The organism is Flaviramulus basaltis, assembly GCF_900114265.1.
GTDB lineage: Bacteria > Bacteroidota > Bacteroidia > Flavobacteriales > Flavobacteriaceae > Flaviramulus > Flaviramulus basaltis.
This window is the reverse complement of record NZ_FPKV01000001.1, coordinates 717,094-735,275: the sequence shown is the minus strand read 5'-3', so window position 1 is coordinate 735,275 and position 18,182 is coordinate 717,094. Positions and strand designations below refer to the sequence as shown.

Annotated in this window: 17 protein-coding genes; 11 read left to right on the top strand and 6 right to left on the bottom strand. The window is 30.4% G+C overall.

Annotation, left to right across the window (positions count from 1 at the left end):
• The first annotated feature begins 6 nt into the window (after positions 1 to 6).
• The 9 genes from BT151_RS03380 to BT151_RS03350 all read left to right on the top strand — a co-directional run bounded on the left by BT151_RS03380 (position 7) and on the right by BT151_RS03350 (position 7,538).
• On the top strand, positions 7 to 666 hold the full coding sequence (locus BT151_RS03380; protein WP_171946605.1) for a GLPGLI family protein: 660 nt from the start codon (positions 7 to 9) through the stop codon (positions 664 to 666).
• On the top strand, positions 620 to 856 hold the full coding sequence (locus BT151_RS03375; RefSeq protein ID WP_072400339.1) for a hypothetical protein: 237 nt from the start codon (positions 620 to 622) through the stop codon (positions 854 to 856). The genes BT151_RS03380 and BT151_RS03375 overlap by 47 nt, the downstream gene beginning before the upstream one ends.
• A 396-nt stretch (positions 857 to 1,252) precedes the next feature.
• Positions 1,253 to 1,420, top strand: coding sequence for a hypothetical protein (locus BT151_RS18565; RefSeq protein ID WP_171946604.1), 168 nt, complete (start codon positions 1,253 to 1,255; stop codon positions 1,418 to 1,420).
• Between the two features lie 118 nt (positions 1,421 to 1,538).
• Entirely contained in the window at positions 1,539 to 2,294 is a 756-nt protein-coding gene (locus BT151_RS03370) for a GLPGLI family protein (protein WP_072400338.1), read from the top strand.
• A 68-nt stretch (positions 2,295 to 2,362) separates the two neighbouring features.
• Positions 2,363 to 2,578, top strand: a complete 216-nt coding sequence (locus tag BT151_RS18460; RefSeq protein ID WP_143144245.1) for a hypothetical protein — start codon at positions 2,363 to 2,365, stop codon at positions 2,576 to 2,578.
• Between the two features lie 114 nt (positions 2,579 to 2,692).
• On the top strand, positions 2,693 to 3,394 hold the full coding sequence (locus tag BT151_RS03365) for a GLPGLI family protein (RefSeq protein ID WP_072400337.1): 702 nt from the start codon (positions 2,693 to 2,695) through the stop codon (positions 3,392 to 3,394).
• Positions 3,375 to 6,089 (top strand): carboxypeptidase-like regulatory domain-containing protein, encoded by a 2,715-nt coding sequence (locus BT151_RS03360; RefSeq protein WP_245794709.1) that lies wholly within the window; start codon positions 3,375 to 3,377, stop codon positions 6,087 to 6,089. The genes BT151_RS03365 and BT151_RS03360 overlap by 20 nt, the downstream gene beginning before the upstream one ends.
• Before the next feature lie 90 nt (positions 6,090 to 6,179).
• Positions 6,180 to 6,881, top strand: a complete 702-nt coding sequence (locus BT151_RS03355; RefSeq protein ID WP_072400336.1) for a CoA transferase subunit A — start codon at positions 6,180 to 6,182, stop codon at positions 6,879 to 6,881.
• Between the two features lie 3 nt (positions 6,882 to 6,884).
• On the top strand, positions 6,885 to 7,538 hold the full coding sequence (locus tag BT151_RS03350; protein WP_072400335.1) for a CoA transferase subunit B: 654 nt from the start codon (positions 6,885 to 6,887) through the stop codon (positions 7,536 to 7,538).
• 328 nt (positions 7,539 to 7,866) lie between these two features.
• Here BT151_RS03350 and BT151_RS03340 read toward each other — a convergent pair whose 3' ends face one another.
• On the bottom strand, positions 7,867 to 9,540 hold the full coding sequence (locus BT151_RS03340) for an ABC transporter ATP-binding protein (protein ID WP_072400333.1): 1,674 nt from the start codon (positions 9,538 to 9,540) through the stop codon (positions 7,867 to 7,869).
• Between the two features lie 306 nt (positions 9,541 to 9,846).
• Here BT151_RS03340 and BT151_RS03335 point away from each other — a divergent pair, with 306 nt between their 5' ends.
• Positions 9,847 to 13,251 carry a M4 family metallopeptidase gene (locus BT151_RS03335; RefSeq protein ID WP_072400332.1) on the top strand — a complete coding sequence of 1,135 codons (3,405 nt, stop codon included), beginning with the start codon at positions 9,847 to 9,849 and terminating at the stop codon, positions 13,249 to 13,251.
• A gap of 54 nt (positions 13,252 to 13,305) precedes the next feature.
• On the opposite strand, the gene BT151_RS03330 is transcribed toward BT151_RS03335, so the two are convergent.
• The 5 genes from BT151_RS03330 to BT151_RS03310 are packed head-to-tail and all read right to left on the bottom strand — an operon-like array spanning position 13,306 to position 17,290.
• Complete coding sequence (locus tag BT151_RS03330; RefSeq protein ID WP_072400331.1) at positions 13,306 to 14,019, bottom strand: 3'-5' exonuclease; 714 nt, start codon at positions 14,017 to 14,019, stop codon at positions 13,306 to 13,308.
• Entirely contained in the window at positions 14,016 to 15,167 is a 1,152-nt protein-coding gene (locus BT151_RS03325; protein WP_171946603.1) for a serine hydrolase domain-containing protein, read from the bottom strand. Before BT151_RS03325 ends, BT151_RS03330 begins: the two co-directional genes overlap by 4 nt.
• Positions 15,168 to 15,200: 33 nt before the next feature.
• The gene (locus tag BT151_RS03320; protein WP_072400330.1) at positions 15,201 to 15,731 is read right to left on the bottom strand and encodes a DUF4442 domain-containing protein; all 531 of its coding nucleotides are present in this window, start codon (positions 15,729 to 15,731) and stop codon (positions 15,201 to 15,203) included.
• Positions 15,732 to 16,205: a methylated-DNA--[protein]-cysteine S-methyltransferase gene (locus BT151_RS03315; RefSeq protein ID WP_072400329.1), complete on the bottom strand. Its 474-nt coding sequence runs from the start codon at positions 16,203 to 16,205 to the stop codon at positions 15,732 to 15,734.
• Entirely contained in the window at positions 16,205 to 17,290 is a 1,086-nt protein-coding gene (locus tag BT151_RS03310) for a CNNM domain-containing protein (RefSeq protein ID WP_072400328.1), read from the bottom strand. Before BT151_RS03310 ends, BT151_RS03315 begins: the two co-directional genes overlap by 1 nt.
• A 122-nt stretch (positions 17,291 to 17,412) precedes the next feature.
• On the opposite strand from BT151_RS03310, the gene BT151_RS03305 reads away from it, so the two are divergent.
• The gene (locus BT151_RS03305; protein ID WP_072400327.1) at positions 17,413 to 18,147 is read left to right on the top strand and encodes a GLPGLI family protein; all 735 of its coding nucleotides are present in this window, start codon (positions 17,413 to 17,415) and stop codon (positions 18,145 to 18,147) included.
• The last annotated feature ends 35 nt before the right edge of the window (positions 18,148 to 18,182 follow it).

The window sequence follows — 18,182 nt, the reverse complement described above, 5'->3', positions numbered from 1 at the left end:
AATTTTTTGTTTATTCTTTTCAGTATTTTTTTTAATGTAAAAGATTCTCAATTTAAATCAGGAGAAGTTACATATACAATAAGTTTTAATAAACTTAAATCAAGAGTTTATGGTTCAAAAACCAAAGAGTTAATTAAGAATTCTGTTGATGTGGATTATAGTTTAGTATTCAATAATAATGAATCTATATATCAAAAAATAAAAGTTATGGACAATGATGTGAATCCGTCAATAAATCTAACCAAAATTGCTGCAGGAGCTGATAATGTATTTTATTTTAACTTAACAACAAACGAAAATCTTTATAATAATAAAGGGCACGATGAATTATTCCTCATAAGTCAAAAAAAGTATAATTGGAAATTAACTAAAGAAAATAGAAAAATAGGTAAATACAATTGTTACAAGGCCATTGCTTTAAATGATGGAAAAATAAGTGATGTTATTGCTTGGTATACTATAGATATTCCTCTAGGCTTTGGACCGAAGTACTATAATGGATTGCCTGGTTTAATTTTAGAATTAAATACAAAGCAGGTTTCTTTCAAAGCCACAAAAATTAAGCTTTCAGAAAAACAAAAAAATATTGAAAAACCTAGTGAAGGAATTAAAATTACTTATGAAGATTATAAGAAGCGTTTTAAAGGAATTTTCAACGACAGGTAAATCAGATCAATTAAATAAAAAATATTTTAAACTTTTAATCCTGCTATATTTAGCAGGATTTTCTTCTTTTGCTCAGCAAGTAGTTATTTCAGGTAAAGTTACAGATACTTTACAAACCCCATTAGGTTATGCTAATATTTTAGACATTCCAGAAAATGATAATGAAGAAGTTGCCTTTGCTATAGACTAATATAGAGGCGTTTATAAATTAAGTTTAATCGAAAAAGTAATATTTTTTTTCGAAAAACTGCGGGAATCCCGTAAAAATGAAAATTCTTATAAATTTTGTACGAAAAAATTGCATATTATGTTTTTTTTTCATATTTGTAAGGCTTAGAAGCAAAGTTTTGTTTCAGTCTATACAAAATGATGTTTTTGGGCAAAAAGTTGCAACAAATCAGCGCTGATTATTTTTATTCTCCCTTAAAATTAAATAACGGCTTACAGGTTTAGGTTTTAGACTGCTTAAACTAAAAAGATAGACTGAATTCATAGACTAAAAATTTTAGACTGAATAGACTGAACACGTATTTAGTTTAACCTACCAGTTATTATATAAGCTTAACTGGTTTAAAATTTTAAGATTATGCGAAAATTATTAAGTATACTTACCATAAGTATTATGTTTATGAGTATTAGCACAAATGGTTTACAAATTAAAGAATCATATGAAGAATCTACAGATGTTATAGGTTGTGTTCGCGCAGCAGATTACATGGCTGTAACACTAGCTACGCTTGGTGGTTTAGGGTAGAAGGAGAAGACGCCCTATTTCAATACTTCTTTGATGTTTGTATGGAACAAAATTAATATTAACTTACTTAGAATATAATTTTTATATTCTAAGTAAGTTAAATTCATCTTTTAAGGTTATGACAAGAAAATTTATTCTTTTATTGATTATTCATTTTTTTTTGAATACTGGTAATTCTCAGATTAAATCTGGAAAAGTTATTTATAAGAAAACATCTGAATATAAAATTCAAAATAAGAATATTGATTCTGAAATTAATGAATTAACAAAAAATGTTGACAATTACATCAAAGAATTTACTTATTCGCTAATATTTAATAAGACTCATGCAGTTTATGAAGAGGAAAAAAAACTCAATATTGATAAAGATTTAAAATATGATGTAGCGAAAGTTTTCGCTGGGTTTATTGGTAAAATGTACTACAATTCTTTAGATGAACAGACAATCCACAAAAAAAACTCAGCAGGCAAACAGTTTCTGATAACAAGTAGAATTGATTCAAAAAAGTGGGTTCTTGAAAATAGTACTAAGTTAATAGAAAACTATTTATGTTACAAAGCAATTACTAAGGATACAGTTGAAACAAGAAAAGGTAAAGTAGTCAATACAATAGTTGCTTGGTATTGTCCGGATATAAATTTCAGCTACGGACCTGAAGGTTACTGTGGTCTACCAGGTTTAATATTTCAACTGGAAAAAAATAAAGTATTGACGTATATAGATGAATTAAATTTTTCAAAAAAAGAATTAGTTATCAATATGCCGTCAGAAGGTGAATTAATAACAAAAAATGAATACATTGAATTTCTTAAGAAAGTAAATTCAAATAGAATGGAATACTATACTAAAAAAAATCAAATAAATATAGACTGAATAGACTGAACACACATTTAGTTTAACCAACCAATTATTAACTAAACTGGTTTAAAATTTTAGAAATTATGAGAATAAAATTTGGTATCTTTTTTGTAGCTCTTTTTATGAGTAGTATTAATTCGAATGCTAAATCAGAAACAGACCCTTATACATGTTGGGATGTTGCAGATGATACCGTTCAGGATTTTAGAGGTCATATGCTTAAATTACGTAGAATTGCTACTCATGAAAATGAATATAATGTTTGGGAAGCAGCATACGACGGTTGCATGGGAAATTAATCTAACTTACTATTATAGTATACATAAATACTATAAGTTTAGTTAACTTTCTTTATTATAACAGTTGAAATTTTATAGTGTTTTGACTGTTATGATTTAGTTTAAATTTAAATTATGAAATTAAAAAAAGTGATTATGTTTTTTGTGCTTACAATTTCAGTTAATGTTTTTGCGCAAAGTGGTTGTATTTATTACAAAAAGCAATTGATATCTGCAAATGAAGAAAGCTCTGAAGGTTACTTTAAACAAGCATCAATACTTTTAAAAATTCAAGAATATGAATTATCATATAATAAAGATGGTTCACTATATAAGAAAGTTGAGAAATTAAGTATAGAGAACAATCTAATAGTTGAATCATTTGCTCAATCAATCTCAGAATTTTCAGGTGAAGTTTACCATAACCCAATAAAAAAAACTACTATTCATAAAAAAGAATTTTCAGGAAGTTCTTTTTTAATTCATAAGAAAACCATAAAATGGACACTAACTAGTGATACTTTAAGAATTGACAATTATTTATGTTATAAAGCGACAACTTTACGAACAATAAAAAACTCAGAGGGCATACACAAGTTACTAGTCACTGCATGGTATACTCCAAATATACCATTGTTATATGGACCAGATGGGTATTGTGGATTACCTGGATTAATACTTCAATTAGAAAATAATGGTATTTTAACCACTGTTAGTAAAATAAATTTTTTTAATGATAAAATCATAAAAATTAGTTACCCTTCAAAGGGGAAGGAAGTTACAGAAGATGAGTATAATGAAATAGTCTCAGAAAAATTTGAAAACAGAAAAGGGTAATAAGATTCATTTTGTTTTAAAAACTATTTTATTTTTTATAGCTTTAATTTGGGGTTTTCACAAAGCTTACTCCCAACAAATCAAAGTTTTTGGCAAAATAACAGATTCTTTACAAACCCCATTAAGTTATGCGAACATCTTCGCAATTCCAGAAAGCGATAATGAAGTTATTACCTTTGCTATAACCCAAGAAAACGGCACTTACAAATTAGGCTTGAGTAAAAACCAAAGCTATAAAGTAACGGTAAGCTATTTAGGTTTTAAACAGCAAGTTGTTAGCATAACCACATCCAATCAAGACCTCATTAAAGATTTTATATTACTGGAAAACCCAGACCAGTTAGATGAGGTTACCCTAAACTATACACCACCCATAACCGTTAAAAAAGACACCATTACTTATAAAGTGGATGCTTTTGCAACAGGCGAAGAACGTAAACTGCGAGAGGTACTTAAAAAACTTCCTGGTGTAGAAGTTGATAAATTGGGTAATGTAACAGTACAGGGTAAAAAAGTAACCAAAGTACTGGTTGAAGACAAAACTTTTTTTACGGGTAACAGTAAACTAGCTGTAAATAACATACCTGCCGATGCGGTTGATAAGGTTGAAATTCTTGATAATTATAATGATGTGGCTATGTTAAAAGGCCTCCAAGATAGTGAGGACATGGCCATGAACATTAAGCTAAAAGAAGACAAAAAGAAATTTGCCTTTGGCGATGTTGAGGTGGGTGCAGGCATTAAAGACCGTTATTTATTTCATCCCAACCTATTTTATTACAGCCCAAAAACCAATGTGAATTTTATTGGCGACCTAAACAACCAAGGTATTAAAAGTTTTAGCTTTCGGGATTATTTAGAGTTTGAAGGTGGTTTTGGTAAACTAATGAATGATGCCGGCAGTTATTTTAGCTTATTTAACAGCGATTTTGCTCAATATTTAAACAATAAAGATTATACGGCCAATACCAACCAATTTGGGGCGTTAAACATTAGGCAATCTGTTAATACTGCAACTGATATTAGTGGTTACGTTATTGCTTCCAAAAGCAAAACCGAAACGGAAAGCAATACCCTAAACGACTACTTAAATTTTGATACGCCGTTTAAAGAAGATAGAACCGTTACCAACAGTTTGAATAATTTTTTCACCATTGGTAAAATTACTTTAGAATATAATCCAAGTTTTGAAGAAGACTTAACTTATGATATTTTTGTAAAGCTTACCAACAATGATAGTAATGGTTTAATCACCACTTTAAACCCAACTCAAGATAATAGCATTACTACATTTACGGATGTTACAGGAATAAACTTAAAACAAAATGTAAGTTATAGCCGAAAATTATCAAAAGACCATACCACCACTTTAGAGGCTACTTACAGTTACCAAAACGACAAACCCATTACAGAATGGCTAACCAATAGACAAATTTTGCAAGGCTTTATTCCTTTGGTTGATGATACTTTTTACAATATCAATCAAACCAAAAAATCGAATTCACATAGTTTTAATACCATTATAAAAGATTATTGGGTGCTAAACAATTTTAACCATATATATACAAGCGTTGGGTTTAGTAGTGTTTTTAGTACTTTTTATAACCAAGATGTCCAACAACTAACCAATGGCAGTATTAATAATTTTAACAGTAATGATTTTGGCAATGACTTTGGTTATAATTTCATAGATACGTTTGTGGGTTTAGAATATAAGTTTCAAATAGGTATTGCAGCCTTTAAACCCATGCTTTATTATCATTTTTACAACTGGAATACAAAGCAATTTGATGATAAATATTCAAATAATAAAGCGTTACTTCTACCGCAATTTACTACTAAAATTGAGTTCAACAATAGCGAAAAAATAAATTTCAAATATGCTTTAAATGCCCGTTTCCCTAGTATCGAGCGTTTAGCAAATAATTTTATATTGTCTAGTTTTAATAGTGTATTTAAAGGTGATACCACTTTAGAAAATCAATTGTATCATTCCGTTAGTTTAAACTACTATAAGTTCAGCCTGTTTAAAAACTTAAACATTAATCTAAACATGAGTTTTAATAAAAAAGTGAAGCATTTTAAAAATGTGACTCAGTTAGATGGAATTAATCAGTTTACTACTCAAATTTTATTTGATAACCCAGAATACAATTGGTCTGTTAGAGGAGGGATTTCTAAGAAAATAAATAAAATAAGATATAATTTGCGAAGCAGTTTCAACTACAGTGATTTTTACCAAATTTTAAACGATGAAACCCATTTAAATATTTCAAAATCTGTCTCTTCTACATTTAGTGTCGAAACCTTTTTTAAAAATCATCCTAATATTGAGCTGGGTTATGTCAAGGATTTTAGTAATTATCGTTCATTAAGCAATATCAATAATTTCGAAAACGATAAATACTTTATAAACCTAGAATACGATTTTTTAAAAGATTTTATTTTTAAAGCTGATTATAGTTTTGATGCTTATAAAAATAAAAACAATGGCATAACAAATACCTTTGATACGGCGAACGCTTCTTTATTTTACCAAAAAGAAGACAGTCCTTGGGGTTTTGAAGTAAATGCTACCAATCTTCTTAATGTAAAATTCAAACAGCAAAACTCTTTCAATAGTTTTTTAATAAGTGATAACAAAACATTTATTCTACCAAGATTCATCATGTTTAAATTAATTTACAAACTTTGATCACTTCATTTCTCACTATTTTTTATTTGTGATTATTTTCATCAAATCATTCAATTATTCGTAATTTTATAAAGCAAAAACTGATTAATAATGATTAATAAAAAAGTATCTAATGTTCAAGATGCCTTAAAAGGGGTTACTAGTAATATGACCTTTATGCTTGGTGGTTTTGGACTTAGTGGTATTCCTGAAAATGCTATTGCTGAATTGGTAAAGCTTGGTGTTAATGGACTAACGTGTATTTCAAATAACGCTGGCGTTGATGATTTTGGTTTAGGCTTACTACTTCAACATAAACAAATAAAAAAAATGATCTCGTCTTATGTGGGCGAAAATGATGAGTTTGAACGCCAAATGCTTTCTGGTGAGTTAGATGTGGAACTTATTCCTCAAGGTACATTAGCCGAACGTTGTAGAGCAGCTCAAGCAGGTTTTCCAGCTATTTATACACCTGCAGGTTATGGAACTGAAGTTGCAGAAGGTAAAGAAACACGTGAGTTTGATGGAAAAATGTATGTTTTAGAACATGCTTTTAAAGCCGATTTTGCTTTTGTAAAAGCATGGAAAGGAGATGCTGCTGGAAATTTAATTTTTAAAGGAACAGCTAGAAATTTCAATCCTAATATGTGTGGTGCAGCAAAAATAACAGTTGCTGAGGTTGAAGAATTAGTACCTCTTGGTATTTTGGATCCCAATAAAATTCATATTCCCGGAATTTTTGTACAACGTATTTTTCAGGGTGAACGATATGAAAAACGAATTGAGCAACGTACAGTAAGACAAAGAAGTTAAATTATGCTAGATAAAAACGGTATTGCAAAACGTATTGCAAAAGAAGTTCAAGATGGTTACTATGTTAATCTAGGTATTGGTATTCCAACTTTGGTTGCTAATTATGTTAGAGATGATATTGAAGTAGAGTTTCAAAGTGAAAATGGAGTTCTAGGTATGGGACCTTTTCCTTTTGAAGGAGATGAAGATGCAGACATAATTAATGCGGGTAAACAAACCATAACAACTTTACCTGGAGCAAGTTTTTTTGATTCAGCGTTAAGTTTTTCAATGATAAGAGGACAGCATGTAGATTTAACCATTTTAGGTGCTATGGAAGTTTCTGAAAATGGAGATATAGCCAATTGGAAAATACCTGGAAAAATGGTTAAAGGTATGGGAGGCGCTATGGATTTAGTTGCAAGTGCAGAAAATATTATTGTGGCTATGATGCATACAAATAAACACGGAGAATCTAAATTATTAAAAAGATGCTCATTACCACTTACCGGTGTTGGTTGTGTTAAGAAAATAGTAACTAATCTTGCAGTAGTTGAAGTAACAGATAGAGGTTTTAAACTCTTAGAACGTGCTCCAGGCGTATCAGTAGAAGATATTAAAAATGCGACTGAAGGACATTTAACTATTAATGGGGATATTCCAGAAATGGACATTTAATATTTATTCTACTTTCAAATTAAATAGCTATCTAAAAATCAAGTTTACTATAATAAAAACTTGACAAATGTTAAATAAAAATGTATTTCATCGAATTTTTATGTTTTTTAACCGATTAACTGAAAATAAATTTGATATTAGCAGAGCCCAAAGAAACCAAAACAGATTAATAGATTTCCCCCAAATCTACCAAAAATTTAGAATTATGAATATTGCAACAAATCTACCTGAATTACCTACTAATGATGAAAGCAAATTCAAAGAAACTGTAAATGAGAATTTACAATTTTTAAAAAGTTTGTTTTATCTAACAAAAAAAATATTCATGCTATAACCCTTTGGGTATAGCATGAATTAATTTTTTTGTGTAATCTTTTTTTGGATTATTATAGATAACATCAGCATCATCTAATTCTTCAATTTTACCGTTATTCATTACAAGTAGTTGATCAGACATATATTTTACTACAGCTAAATCGTGCGAAATAAATATGTATGTAAAACCAAAGTCTTCTTTTAATTCATTTAAAAGATTTAAAACTTGTGCCTGAACAGAAATATCTAAAGCAGAAACCGATTCGTCGCAAACAATAAGTTTTGGCTGTAAAGCAATGGTTCTGGCTATACCAATGCGCTGTCTTTGCCCACCAGAAAATTCATGAGAATATCTATTAAAATAATCTTCAGATAAACCAACACGATTTAAAATATCAATCACTTTTTCTTTTCTTTCTTTATCAGAATTATAAAGCTTATGGACTTTCATAGGTTCCATAATAGCTTCACCTACTGGAATTCGAGGGTTTAATGAGGAATAAGGGTCTTGAAATATAATTTGAATATCCTTTCGGAGTTTTTTTATTTCAGAATTAGGAAGCTTGGTGATATCTACACCTTGATATAATATTTTACCAGCAGTAGCTTTATCTAATTGAAGGATAGCATTTCCTAAGGTGCTTTTTCCGCAACCAGATTCACCTACCAAACCTAAAGTTTCACCTTCATATAATTTAAAACTCACATTATTTACAGCTTTAAATGTTTTAGGCTTACTAAACCATCCGCTTTTAGAAACATATTCTTTTTCAACATTTATTATTTCTAATAATGCTGGTTTATTATACAATTTTGAGTGTCTTTTTAGGCGTTCTTCACCAGTTATAATATCATTATTTGTTGTGTTATTTAAATAATCTTGAATGGTTGGTAATACTTTTAATCTTGTTTCTAAGGATGGACGCGAATTTATTAGAGCTTTGGTATAAATGTGTTGAGGTGTTTTGAAAATAGTTGATGTTTTTCCTTGCTCAACAATATCTCCTTTGTACATGACTAAAACTCTATCGGCAATTTCTGAAATTAAAGATAAATCGTGCGTAATAAAAATAACACTCATTCTAGTTTCAACCTGAAGCGTTTTTAAGAGTTTAATAATATCTTTTTGAACGGTTACATCTAATGCTGTTGTTGGTTCATCTGCAATTAACACATCGGGTTTACAAGCTATTGCCATGGCAATCATAACACGTTGTTTTTGTCCGCCCGATATTTCATGCGGATAAGCGTCATAAACTCTTTCTGGGCTAGGAAGTTTTACCTTTTCAAATAGTGAAATGGTTTCATTTTTTGAGTCTTTTTTAGATAGGTTTGTATGTTGTAATAATATTTCTTGAACCTGTTTTCCGCATGTCATTGATGGATTTAAAGAACTCATAGGTTCTTGAAAAATCATAGCTATTTTACTACCGCGAACTGTTTGTAATGCTTTTGGTGAAAATAGCGTTAAATCTTCATCATTGTAATTAATTGAGCCCGATGTAATTCTTGATATTTTTTTTGGAAGTAATCCTAAAATGGCTAATGAAGAAACCGATTTTCCAGAACCCGATTCACCAACAATACCTAATATTTCATTTTTATTTAGTTCGTAAGAAATGTTATGAATCACTTCGTTTTCACCAAATGAAATAGATAAATTTTTGATTTTTAAGATATGAGACATAATTTTTTAGGTAATAGTTTCAAAGATATTGAATTTAATAGATTTAAAATTTAAACTAATTTAAAGTGTAGTCCAATTCCTCAAATAAATTACTGGAAAACCACAGAAATTTAAAAATAATCAGTATTTCGTCGAAAACACTAAAAATTATACTTGAAATTAACTTTATTAATAATATTTTCATAAAATCTATTTGTTTAAATGCTTTTCGTTAAATATCAAAATATAAATATTTACTTATGATTTTAATATTAAATTTTTTACAAATACTATAAATATTTTATTACTAACCTTAACCATTTTAGAATGAACAAAAAAATTACCTTTCTAATTGCATTTGCACTATTTTCAATAGTAGCTATTGCCCAACAACCTAATAAAATTAAAAATTTAAAATTTGAAGAGTCTTCAAATTATAGATTATCTGATGCCAAGCAAGTTATTAAAAACCAACTTAAATTATCATCAGATAATGATTTAACTAAAATACAATCTGAAACAGATAAACTAGGCATTACACACGAAAAATATCAACAATATATTAAAGGTGTTAAAGTTGAATTTGCAACTTATACGGTTCACGCAAAGAATGGCAAAATAAAAACAATGACAGGGGAATTATTTTCTGCAGGGAAATTAGATTTGTCTCCAAAATTGTCTAATGTGGCTGCCTTTAATAAAGCTTTAAATTATATTGGTGCACAAAAGTATTTGTGGGAAAGTCCAAAAGAGGCTAAAATTATGGATAATTATAAAAAGCCATCTGGAGAGCTTTTAATTTTCCCTGGTGAAATAATCCAACAAAATAAAGCGCGATTAGTATATAAATTTGATATGTATGCTACAAAACCAATAAGCAGAGATTATATATATGTAGATGCTCACTCAGGAGAAGTTGTTTTCAAAAATCCTATAATTAAACATTTAGATAAGTTTGAAGGGAATAATTTAAAAAAGGCATCTAAAAAAACAGTTTCAATAGAAGATGTATTTGCTACAGGAACTGCAGCTACGCGTTACAGTGGATCACAAGCTATAGAAACAACATCAAGTGGCGGAAATTATGTATTAAGAGGAAGTTCTAGAGGAAATGGAATTGAAACTTATAATATGGAAATGCGAATAAATTATAATTCTGCAATAGATTTTACTGACAATGATAATAACTGGACAGCGGCTGAACATAATAATGCAGATAAAGATAATGCAGCTTTAGATGCGCATTGGGGAGCAGAAAAAACATATGATTATTTCATGCAAACTTTTAATAGAAATAGCTACGATAATAATGGAGCTGCTATTAAGAGTTATGTTCATTTTGATTTAGTTGAATATGGCTATTCAAATCAAGATAATGCATTTTGGAACGGGAGTGTAATGACTTATGGAGATGGCACAAGTTTTGACCCATTAACTTCAATTGATATTGCTGCTCATGAAATAGGTCATGCCGTTTGTGAAAACACGGCGAACTTAGTTTATTCTTACCAGTCTGGAGCCATGAATGAAGGGTTTTCAGATATTTGGGCAGCATCTGTAGAATACTATGCAGACCCAACTAAAAGCACTTGGGTTTTAGGTGAAGAAATTGGAGGCCCAATCCGTTCATTATCAAATCCAAAAGCTCATGGTCAACCGGATACTTATTTAGGGACAAATTGGTATACAGGTTCTGGTGATAGTGGAGGTGTACATTATAATAGTGGTGTTTTAAACCATTGGTTTTATATACTAACTGTGGGTAAAAATGGCACTAATGACAATAGTGATTCTTACAGTGTTGTTGGTATTGGAATTGATAAAGCAGCAGCTATAGCTTACCGATTAGAAAGTGTGTATTTATCATCAAATTCACAATATTCAAATGCAAGAACAAGTGGGATACAAGCTGCAGAAGATTTATATGGTATAAATAGTGCTGAAGTTATAGCTACAACAAATGCATTTTATGCTGTAGGTATTGGATCAGAATTTGTACAAACTTGTGCATTGAATGCGCCAACTAGTTTAGCAGCTTCATCTATTTCTGATAATAGTTTAACAGCAAATTGGACTGCTGTCTCAGGAGCAGTAGCATACAACATCACAATAGGAGGAACAACTACAACGGTTTCAGGAACCTCTTATACTTCTTCAGGATTATTGCCAGGAACTACCTATTCAGTTTCTGTTGTAGCTAACTGTTCGACAGGAGGAAGTGGAACATCAAGTTCTATTAGCGTTACAACTACAGGCACGGCTCCTTTATCATATTGTGATTCAGCAAGTACAAATATTAATGACGAATATATTGGAAGAGTACAATTAGGAACTATAAATAATGCTTCTTCTGGTCAATTTTATTCAGACTTCACAAGTATATCCACAGACCTTACAAAAGGAGATGCTTATACTATCACAGTTACACCAACATGGACAGGCACAGTATATAACGAAGGTTATTCTGTTTGGATAGATTATAATCAAGATGGTGATTTTGGAGATTCTGGAGAACAAGTTTGGTCTCAATCTGCTACATCAACAACACCAGTAAGTGGAACTTTTACGGTGTCATCTTCTGCAATTAATGGTACAACAAGAATGCGTGTTTCAATGAAGTATAATGGAGTGCCAACATCTTGCGAAACGTTTAACTATGGTGAAGTAGAAGATTATACAGTTAATTTAGGTGATGGAACTCCAACGCCAGACACAACGCCACCAGTTATTACTTTAAATGGTGCATCAACAATTATTTTAACTGTTGGCGATACTTATACAGAATTAGGAGCAACAGCAACAGATAATGTTGATGGAAACTTAACTTCTAGTATTGTAACTTCAGGAACTGTAAATACAAATTCAGAAGGAACATATACAGTAACATATTCTGTAAGTGATGCAGCAGGAAATTTAGCATCTGCAAATAGAACAATAGTTGTTAACGAGGCTTCTTCTGGATCTACAACAGTATTACACGAAGGTTTCTTTGAATCTGGATGGGATGGTTGGTCTGACGGAGGAAGTGATGTTGCTCGTTACTCAGGTTCGCGTTCTTATGAAGGTAGCTATTCTATACAGTTAAGAGATAATTCTGGTACTGCTTCTGCAATGACGTCTCAATCGTTTAATTTAACACAGTATGATACTGTTGAAGTTCAGTTTTATTTCTATGCGTATAGTATGGAAAATGGTGAAGACTTCTGGTTGCGTTATTACAATGGTTCAACTTGGACAACAGTTGCTGCATATGCTAGTGGAACAAGTTTTAATAACAATACGTTCTATACTGCTACAGTAACTTTAGATGCTACAAACTATAATTTTGCAAGCAATGCTCAATTTAGATTTCAATGTGATGCCTCAAATAATTCAGATTATATTTATATAGATCAAGTAACGATTAAGGGTATAATTGGTTCTGGATTTGCTCCAAACTCTATATCACCTCTAGGAAGTGGTAATTCAGGATTTGCATCATTTTCAGTTGAACCTGATAATTTTGAAGGTGATTTTAGATTATATCCAAATCCTACAAAAAATATTTTAAATATTCAAGTAGCAGGTGAAGAATTGATAGCCTATAGAATTGTTAATTTACTAGGACAAACAGTAAAACAAGGTCAATTAACTGAAAAAGAAATAAATATATCTAATTTACAATTAGGCATGTATATTATTGAGGTTAATGATGGAGATGAAATAATGACTAAAAGATTCATTAAAGAATAAAGAAACATTTAATATTCTAATAGAAAAAGCCCAGATATATTTATCTGGGCTTTTTTATATATGAATAATTTCATCATCAGTTAAAATGGAATCGCCACGAAGTCTTAAAAATATTTGAGCAACCGCAATCGTGTCCTTTTCGCAATAGATAACAATTCTATCAATTTCATTCTCTTTGTAGAAAACCCGATAAACTTCGCTGCCATCTATATCATCTTTAGGTGATGGAATGCCTAAAACGTTAGTTAATAATTTTAATGATGTGTATGTTTTATAATCACCAAATTTCCATAATTCCAAGGTGTCTAAATGCGGAACTTCCCAAGGTTTTTTTCCAAAAAGGTTTAACTTATGTGGTAATTCAATATTATTTATAATCATGCGTCTAGCAATGTATGGAAAGTCAAATTCTTTTCCATTATGAGCACAAAGCAAATGTTTTGTTTGACTAAAATGAGAAATAAGAAGATTTTTAAAGTCTTTTAAAATTTTAATTTCATCACCATAAAAGGAAGTCACTCTAAATTTTCTTAAGCCTCCTTGAAATGTAAAATAACCAACCGAAATACAAACTACTTTTCCAAATTCTGCCCAAATTCCTGCCCGATCATAAAATTCTTCTGCAGTAAAATCATCTTTACGCTGGTATTGCGATTTGTGTTCCCATAAGGCTTGTTTGGTTTCATCCAAATCAGAGAAATTTTGCATTTCTGGAACCGTTTCAATATCCAGGAATAAAATATTTTCAAGATTTAGCTTGCTTATCATTTTTCTAACATTTTATAGGCTTCTTCTATATATACAGAGATATCGTCTGTGAATGTTGCAATTTTATCTGTTGGTCCTTTAGAGTGCCCCAAACGTACGATGATAATATTATCGGTAGGTTCTACAATAACATATTGTCCAAGATGTCCTCGCATCATAAAAAATTCTTTATCATTTTGCTTTTTTAACCACCAACCATAACCATATTCTGGACTTATTGGAAAGCGCGGTTTTAAGGATTTTGCAACAAAAGCAGAATCTAAAATTTGTTTTCCGTTCCATTTTCCATGGTCTTTATATAATTTTCCGAATCGGGCAAAATCTTTTGCGTTACTAGCTATACAGCAATAAGCTTTAACTAAATCATGTTCCTTACTATCTACTTGCCAAAGAGTGGGGTTTTCGCATCCTAATGGATTCCAAAAACTCTCGGTTAAATAGTTATACATTTTTTTACCAGTTGCTTTTTCTATAACCATAGCTAAAAGCTGAGTATCTCCACTAGCATATTTGTATTTGGTTCCAGGTTCATCAACTACTTTTAGACCAAGCATTACTTTTTCTAAATCATCATCAAAATAAGCTCGTGTAGTAATTGACAATGGAGAATAATAAGCTTCATCCCAATTTGTTCCAGAGGACATACTTGATAAATCACCAACAGTCATTTTAGCAGCTAAACCTTCACTAAATGTTGGTAAAAAATCACTAACGGGTTGGTCTAAGCTTTTAATATAACCATCTTTAATAGCTTTTCCCATGAGACCAGAGACATAGCTTTTCGCCATTGAAAAAGAGTTAGATTTAGAGTTTTCATTAAAACCATCATAGTAATTTTCAAACCAAATACTATCGTTTTTGATAATAACATAGGCAATGGTTCCATTAGCTTTATTTATTTCATTAAGGCCTTCAGTCTCTTTTACAGAGTTATAATCTTTATGATTTGGCCAAGGTTGAGGTGTTCCATTTTCAATAGGCTGATTATCAAATTTCTTGTAATCTTCTAAATAAGCAGTAGTGTAACCTTGAAGATATATAGTTCTTACGGCTTTAATAAGGTAGTCTGTATCTGTAATATAAAGGATTATAATTAATAATCCGAAAAGAACAACAATCCATTTAAGGAGTTTTTTTATGAATTTCATAAAGTTAAGTTTAGTAGAAAATAAATATAGTAATTAAATAGAAGATTTATTTGTTTCTTTTTGTTTGCGTTTTTCTTTATAGAAAGCTTTATCTGCAACATAAATAGTTTTACTAATTTCTGCTATAGCAATGCCATCTTTGTTTACAATATTAGGTGTTTTTACTAAATTAAATTCACCATTTTTAGAAACCTCATTTTTAATACTTTCAATTTCATCTTTGGTGAAAACAAATTCAGTATAAACTGTTTCTTTTGCTGGACGTTTATACTTTATGGTAGCGTCTTTATCCCAAACCACATAATTGTCTCCTAAAATATCCATAAGCTGAATCATATAAATAGGATCGGTTGCAGAAAATAAACTACCTCCAAAAATAGAACCAACAAAATTTCTGTTTTTTATACTTAACGGAATTTTTATTTTAACGTATAACAAATCTTCTGAAACCTCAATTAATTTTCCTGTAGAACGCCTGTACATTGGCGACCAATTAAAACCATATTTATAAACTTGAGCATTGGTAAAGAAACGTTTTGCAATATTGGTAAGGGTTCTATACATTTAAAAAAGTGATTGTTGTTTATATGGGCTTTCGTGTTCTAATAACCATTGTTTTCTATGTAAACCACCAGCGTAACCAGTTAAACTACCGTCGCTACCAATAACTCGGTGGCAAGGCACAATAATCCAAATAGGGTTTTTACCATTAGCATTAGCAACTGCACGAATAGCTTTTACATCACCCAATTGTTTTGAAAGTTCTAGGTAGGATGTTGTTTTTCCATGAGGAATATTAAGGAGTTCATCCCATACTTTCTTTTGAAAATCGGTTCCCTGTGGATTTAGCTTAAGATCAAATTGTTTGCGATTTCCTTCAAAATATTCATTAAGTTGAATGATGCAGTCTTCTAATTCGACAGGAATAACATCAGTTATTTTTTCTTCAGAATTTAAAACGGTAACCGATGCAACGCCATCTTCATCACCAGTAATTTTAGTGAACCCCAAGGGCGATTTGATAATACAAGTTTCCATTAGTTTTCAGGAGCTTTGTCTTCAAAAATACCTAGTTTTTTAGCACGTGATTCCCAGCTTTTTCTAGCTAAATGTTGAAGGTCTGAAACATTATCGCTTTCATCCATAATTTCCAACCCTAAAAGTGTTTCAATAACATCTTCCATAGTTACTAAACCACTAACAGAGCCGTATTCATCAACAACCAAAGCCATATGGTTTCGAGTTTCAACAAGTTGCTCAAAAAGACTTGGAATAGGTAAATCTCTGTCAACAATAATAATATTTCGCTTTAATTCTGATAATTTTTTGGAGCCATTATCAAGTGCCATTTCTTTAAAAATCTCATCTTTTAAAACGAGTCCTTTTATGTTGTCTGGGTTATCCTCGTAAATAGGGATTCTTGAAAAACGAAGGTTTAAATTTCTATTGAAAAAATCTTCAACAGTAGTATTTTGATTTTCAGTTTGCATTACGGTTCGTGGCGTCATTACGTTTTTAGCAAAAATCTCTCTAAAGGTTAATAAATTCTTTATTATTTTACTTTCATTTTCTTGAAAAACACCTTCTTTATGAGCCATATCGGTCATTACCATAAAAGTTTCACGACTTAAAACACTACCATGACCTTTGCCACCAATAAGTTTTGTTGTTAATTGAAGGAGCCATAAAATACCTGACCATTTTAATGGAAATATTAAAACGGTTAACGCTTTTGAAGTGAAATTAGCCAGCTTTTTCCAATGAGTAGCACCAATAGTTTTTGGTATAATTTCAGAGGCTACTAAAATTAAAAATGTCATAATTGCTGAAACTACCCCAACAGTATTTATACCCCAAAGTTCAATTTTATAAGGTAAACTTTCGGCTTCAATACCTACCATCATCGCGCCTAAAGTATGTGCGATAGTGTTAAGAGTAAGAATTGCAATTAATGGTTTGTCTACATCTTTTTTAAGAGTTTCTAAGGTTAAAGCATATTCTTTGCCTTCCTGTTTTTTAACATTTATAAACGTTGGCGTAACGCTTAACAAAACGGCTTCAAGAATAGAACATAAAAAAGAAAAGAAAATCGAAATGGTTGCCCAAAAAATTAATGTGCTCATTAAATTGGATTTTGTTAAATGCTAAGTTACAAAATGCATACTTAAACAACTAAAGCATTTAGATTCCTAATAAAGGTATTTTTAAAATTGTATTAAATAAAATAATTTTCATAAATTTAAGAATGAAAAAAATATTTTGCACACTTATTTTTAGTTTACTATTAACTTTAACCTTGTTTTCTCAAACAAAAGGGAAAGTAACTTATATAGTTACTATAGAAAAAGATAGCATAGAAAAACCTCATGATAATCCATTAAATACTAAAGAGAAAAACAAGGTTTTATATTTAATTCAAAATGCTTCACCCGTTGAAGCGTATCTTATATTTAATGATAGCATATCTACTTACATGGTTGAGAAGAATACAGAAACTCCTGAGTGGAATAATACAAACGGGAAAATTATATTAACACCTAGTGGTGTAAATTTAACATGGATTATGGCAGGCGGAAAGTCGATTTATTATACAGATTGGACTAGAAATTATACTATTAATCAAACCGATGTTATGGGTTCTACCAAAAAAATTAAAGGAGAGCCTAAAGAATGGACTATTACAGAAGAGACAAAGGTAGTAAATGGATATTTATGTTATTTGGCCTTTCAAAAGAATGATGAAAAAATTAAAGCATGGTATACACCAAAAATCCCTGTTAAACATGGTCCAAAAGGATTTAACGGACTTCCGGGTTTGATTCTTGAAATTGAAAGAGGACAAAAAGCAAAGTATAATTGGAAAGTGGATAAAATTGATTTTAATACTTCTGAAGTAGAAGATATTGAAGAACCAATTGAAGGCGAGATCATAACTGAAGAAGAATTTAAAAAATGGGGCAAATCCATACTTAGGTTATAATTAAAGAATTCCACAAAATTATAGAAAGCATTAAT

Bases quoted from the DNA above. Each gene is read 5' to 3' on its own strand.
- BT151_RS03370 (WP_072400338.1), top strand. From the start codon at position 1,539: ATGACAAGAAAATTTATTCTTTTATTGATTATTCATTTTTTTTTGAAT.
- BT151_RS18565 (WP_171946604.1), top strand. From the start codon at position 1,253: ATGCGAAAATTATTAAGTATACTTACCATAAGTATTATGTTTATGAGT.
- BT151_RS03350 (WP_072400335.1), top strand. From the start codon at position 6,885: ATGCTAGATAAAAACGGTATTGCAAAACGTATTGCAAAAGAAGTTCAA.
- BT151_RS03365 (WP_072400337.1), top strand. From the start codon at position 2,693: ATGAAATTAAAAAAAGTGATTATGTTTTTTGTGCTTACAATTTCAGTT.
- BT151_RS03340 (WP_072400333.1), bottom strand. From the start codon at position 9,540: ATGTCTCATATCTTAAAAATCAAAAATTTATCTATTTCATTTGGTGAA.
- BT151_RS03320 (WP_072400330.1), bottom strand. From the start codon at position 15,731: ATGTATAGAACCCTTACCAATATTGCAAAACGTTTCTTTACCAATGCT.
- BT151_RS03305 (WP_072400327.1), top strand. From the start codon at position 17,413: ATGAAAAAAATATTTTGCACACTTATTTTTAGTTTACTATTAACTTTA.
- BT151_RS03335 (WP_072400332.1), top strand. From the start codon at position 9,847: ATGAACAAAAAAATTACCTTTCTAATTGCATTTGCACTATTTTCAATA.
- BT151_RS03355 (WP_072400336.1), top strand. From the start codon at position 6,180: ATGATTAATAAAAAAGTATCTAATGTTCAAGATGCCTTAAAAGGGGTT.
- BT151_RS03315 (WP_072400329.1), bottom strand. From the start codon at position 16,205: ATGGAAACTTGTATTATCAAATCGCCCTTGGGGTTCACTAAAATTACT.
- BT151_RS03310 (WP_072400328.1), bottom strand. From the start codon at position 17,290: ATGAGCACATTAATTTTTTGGGCAACCATTTCGATTTTCTTTTCTTTT.
- BT151_RS03375 (WP_072400339.1), top strand. From the start codon at position 620: ATGAAGATTATAAGAAGCGTTTTAAAGGAATTTTCAACGACAGGTAAA.
- BT151_RS03325 (WP_171946603.1), bottom strand. From the start codon at position 15,167: ATGAAATTCATAAAAAAACTCCTTAAATGGATTGTTGTTCTTTTCGGA.
- BT151_RS03330 (WP_072400331.1), bottom strand. From the start codon at position 14,019: ATGATAAGCAAGCTAAATCTTGAAAATATTTTATTCCTGGATATTGAA.
- BT151_RS18460 (WP_143144245.1), top strand. From the start codon at position 2,363: ATGAGAATAAAATTTGGTATCTTTTTTGTAGCTCTTTTTATGAGTAGT.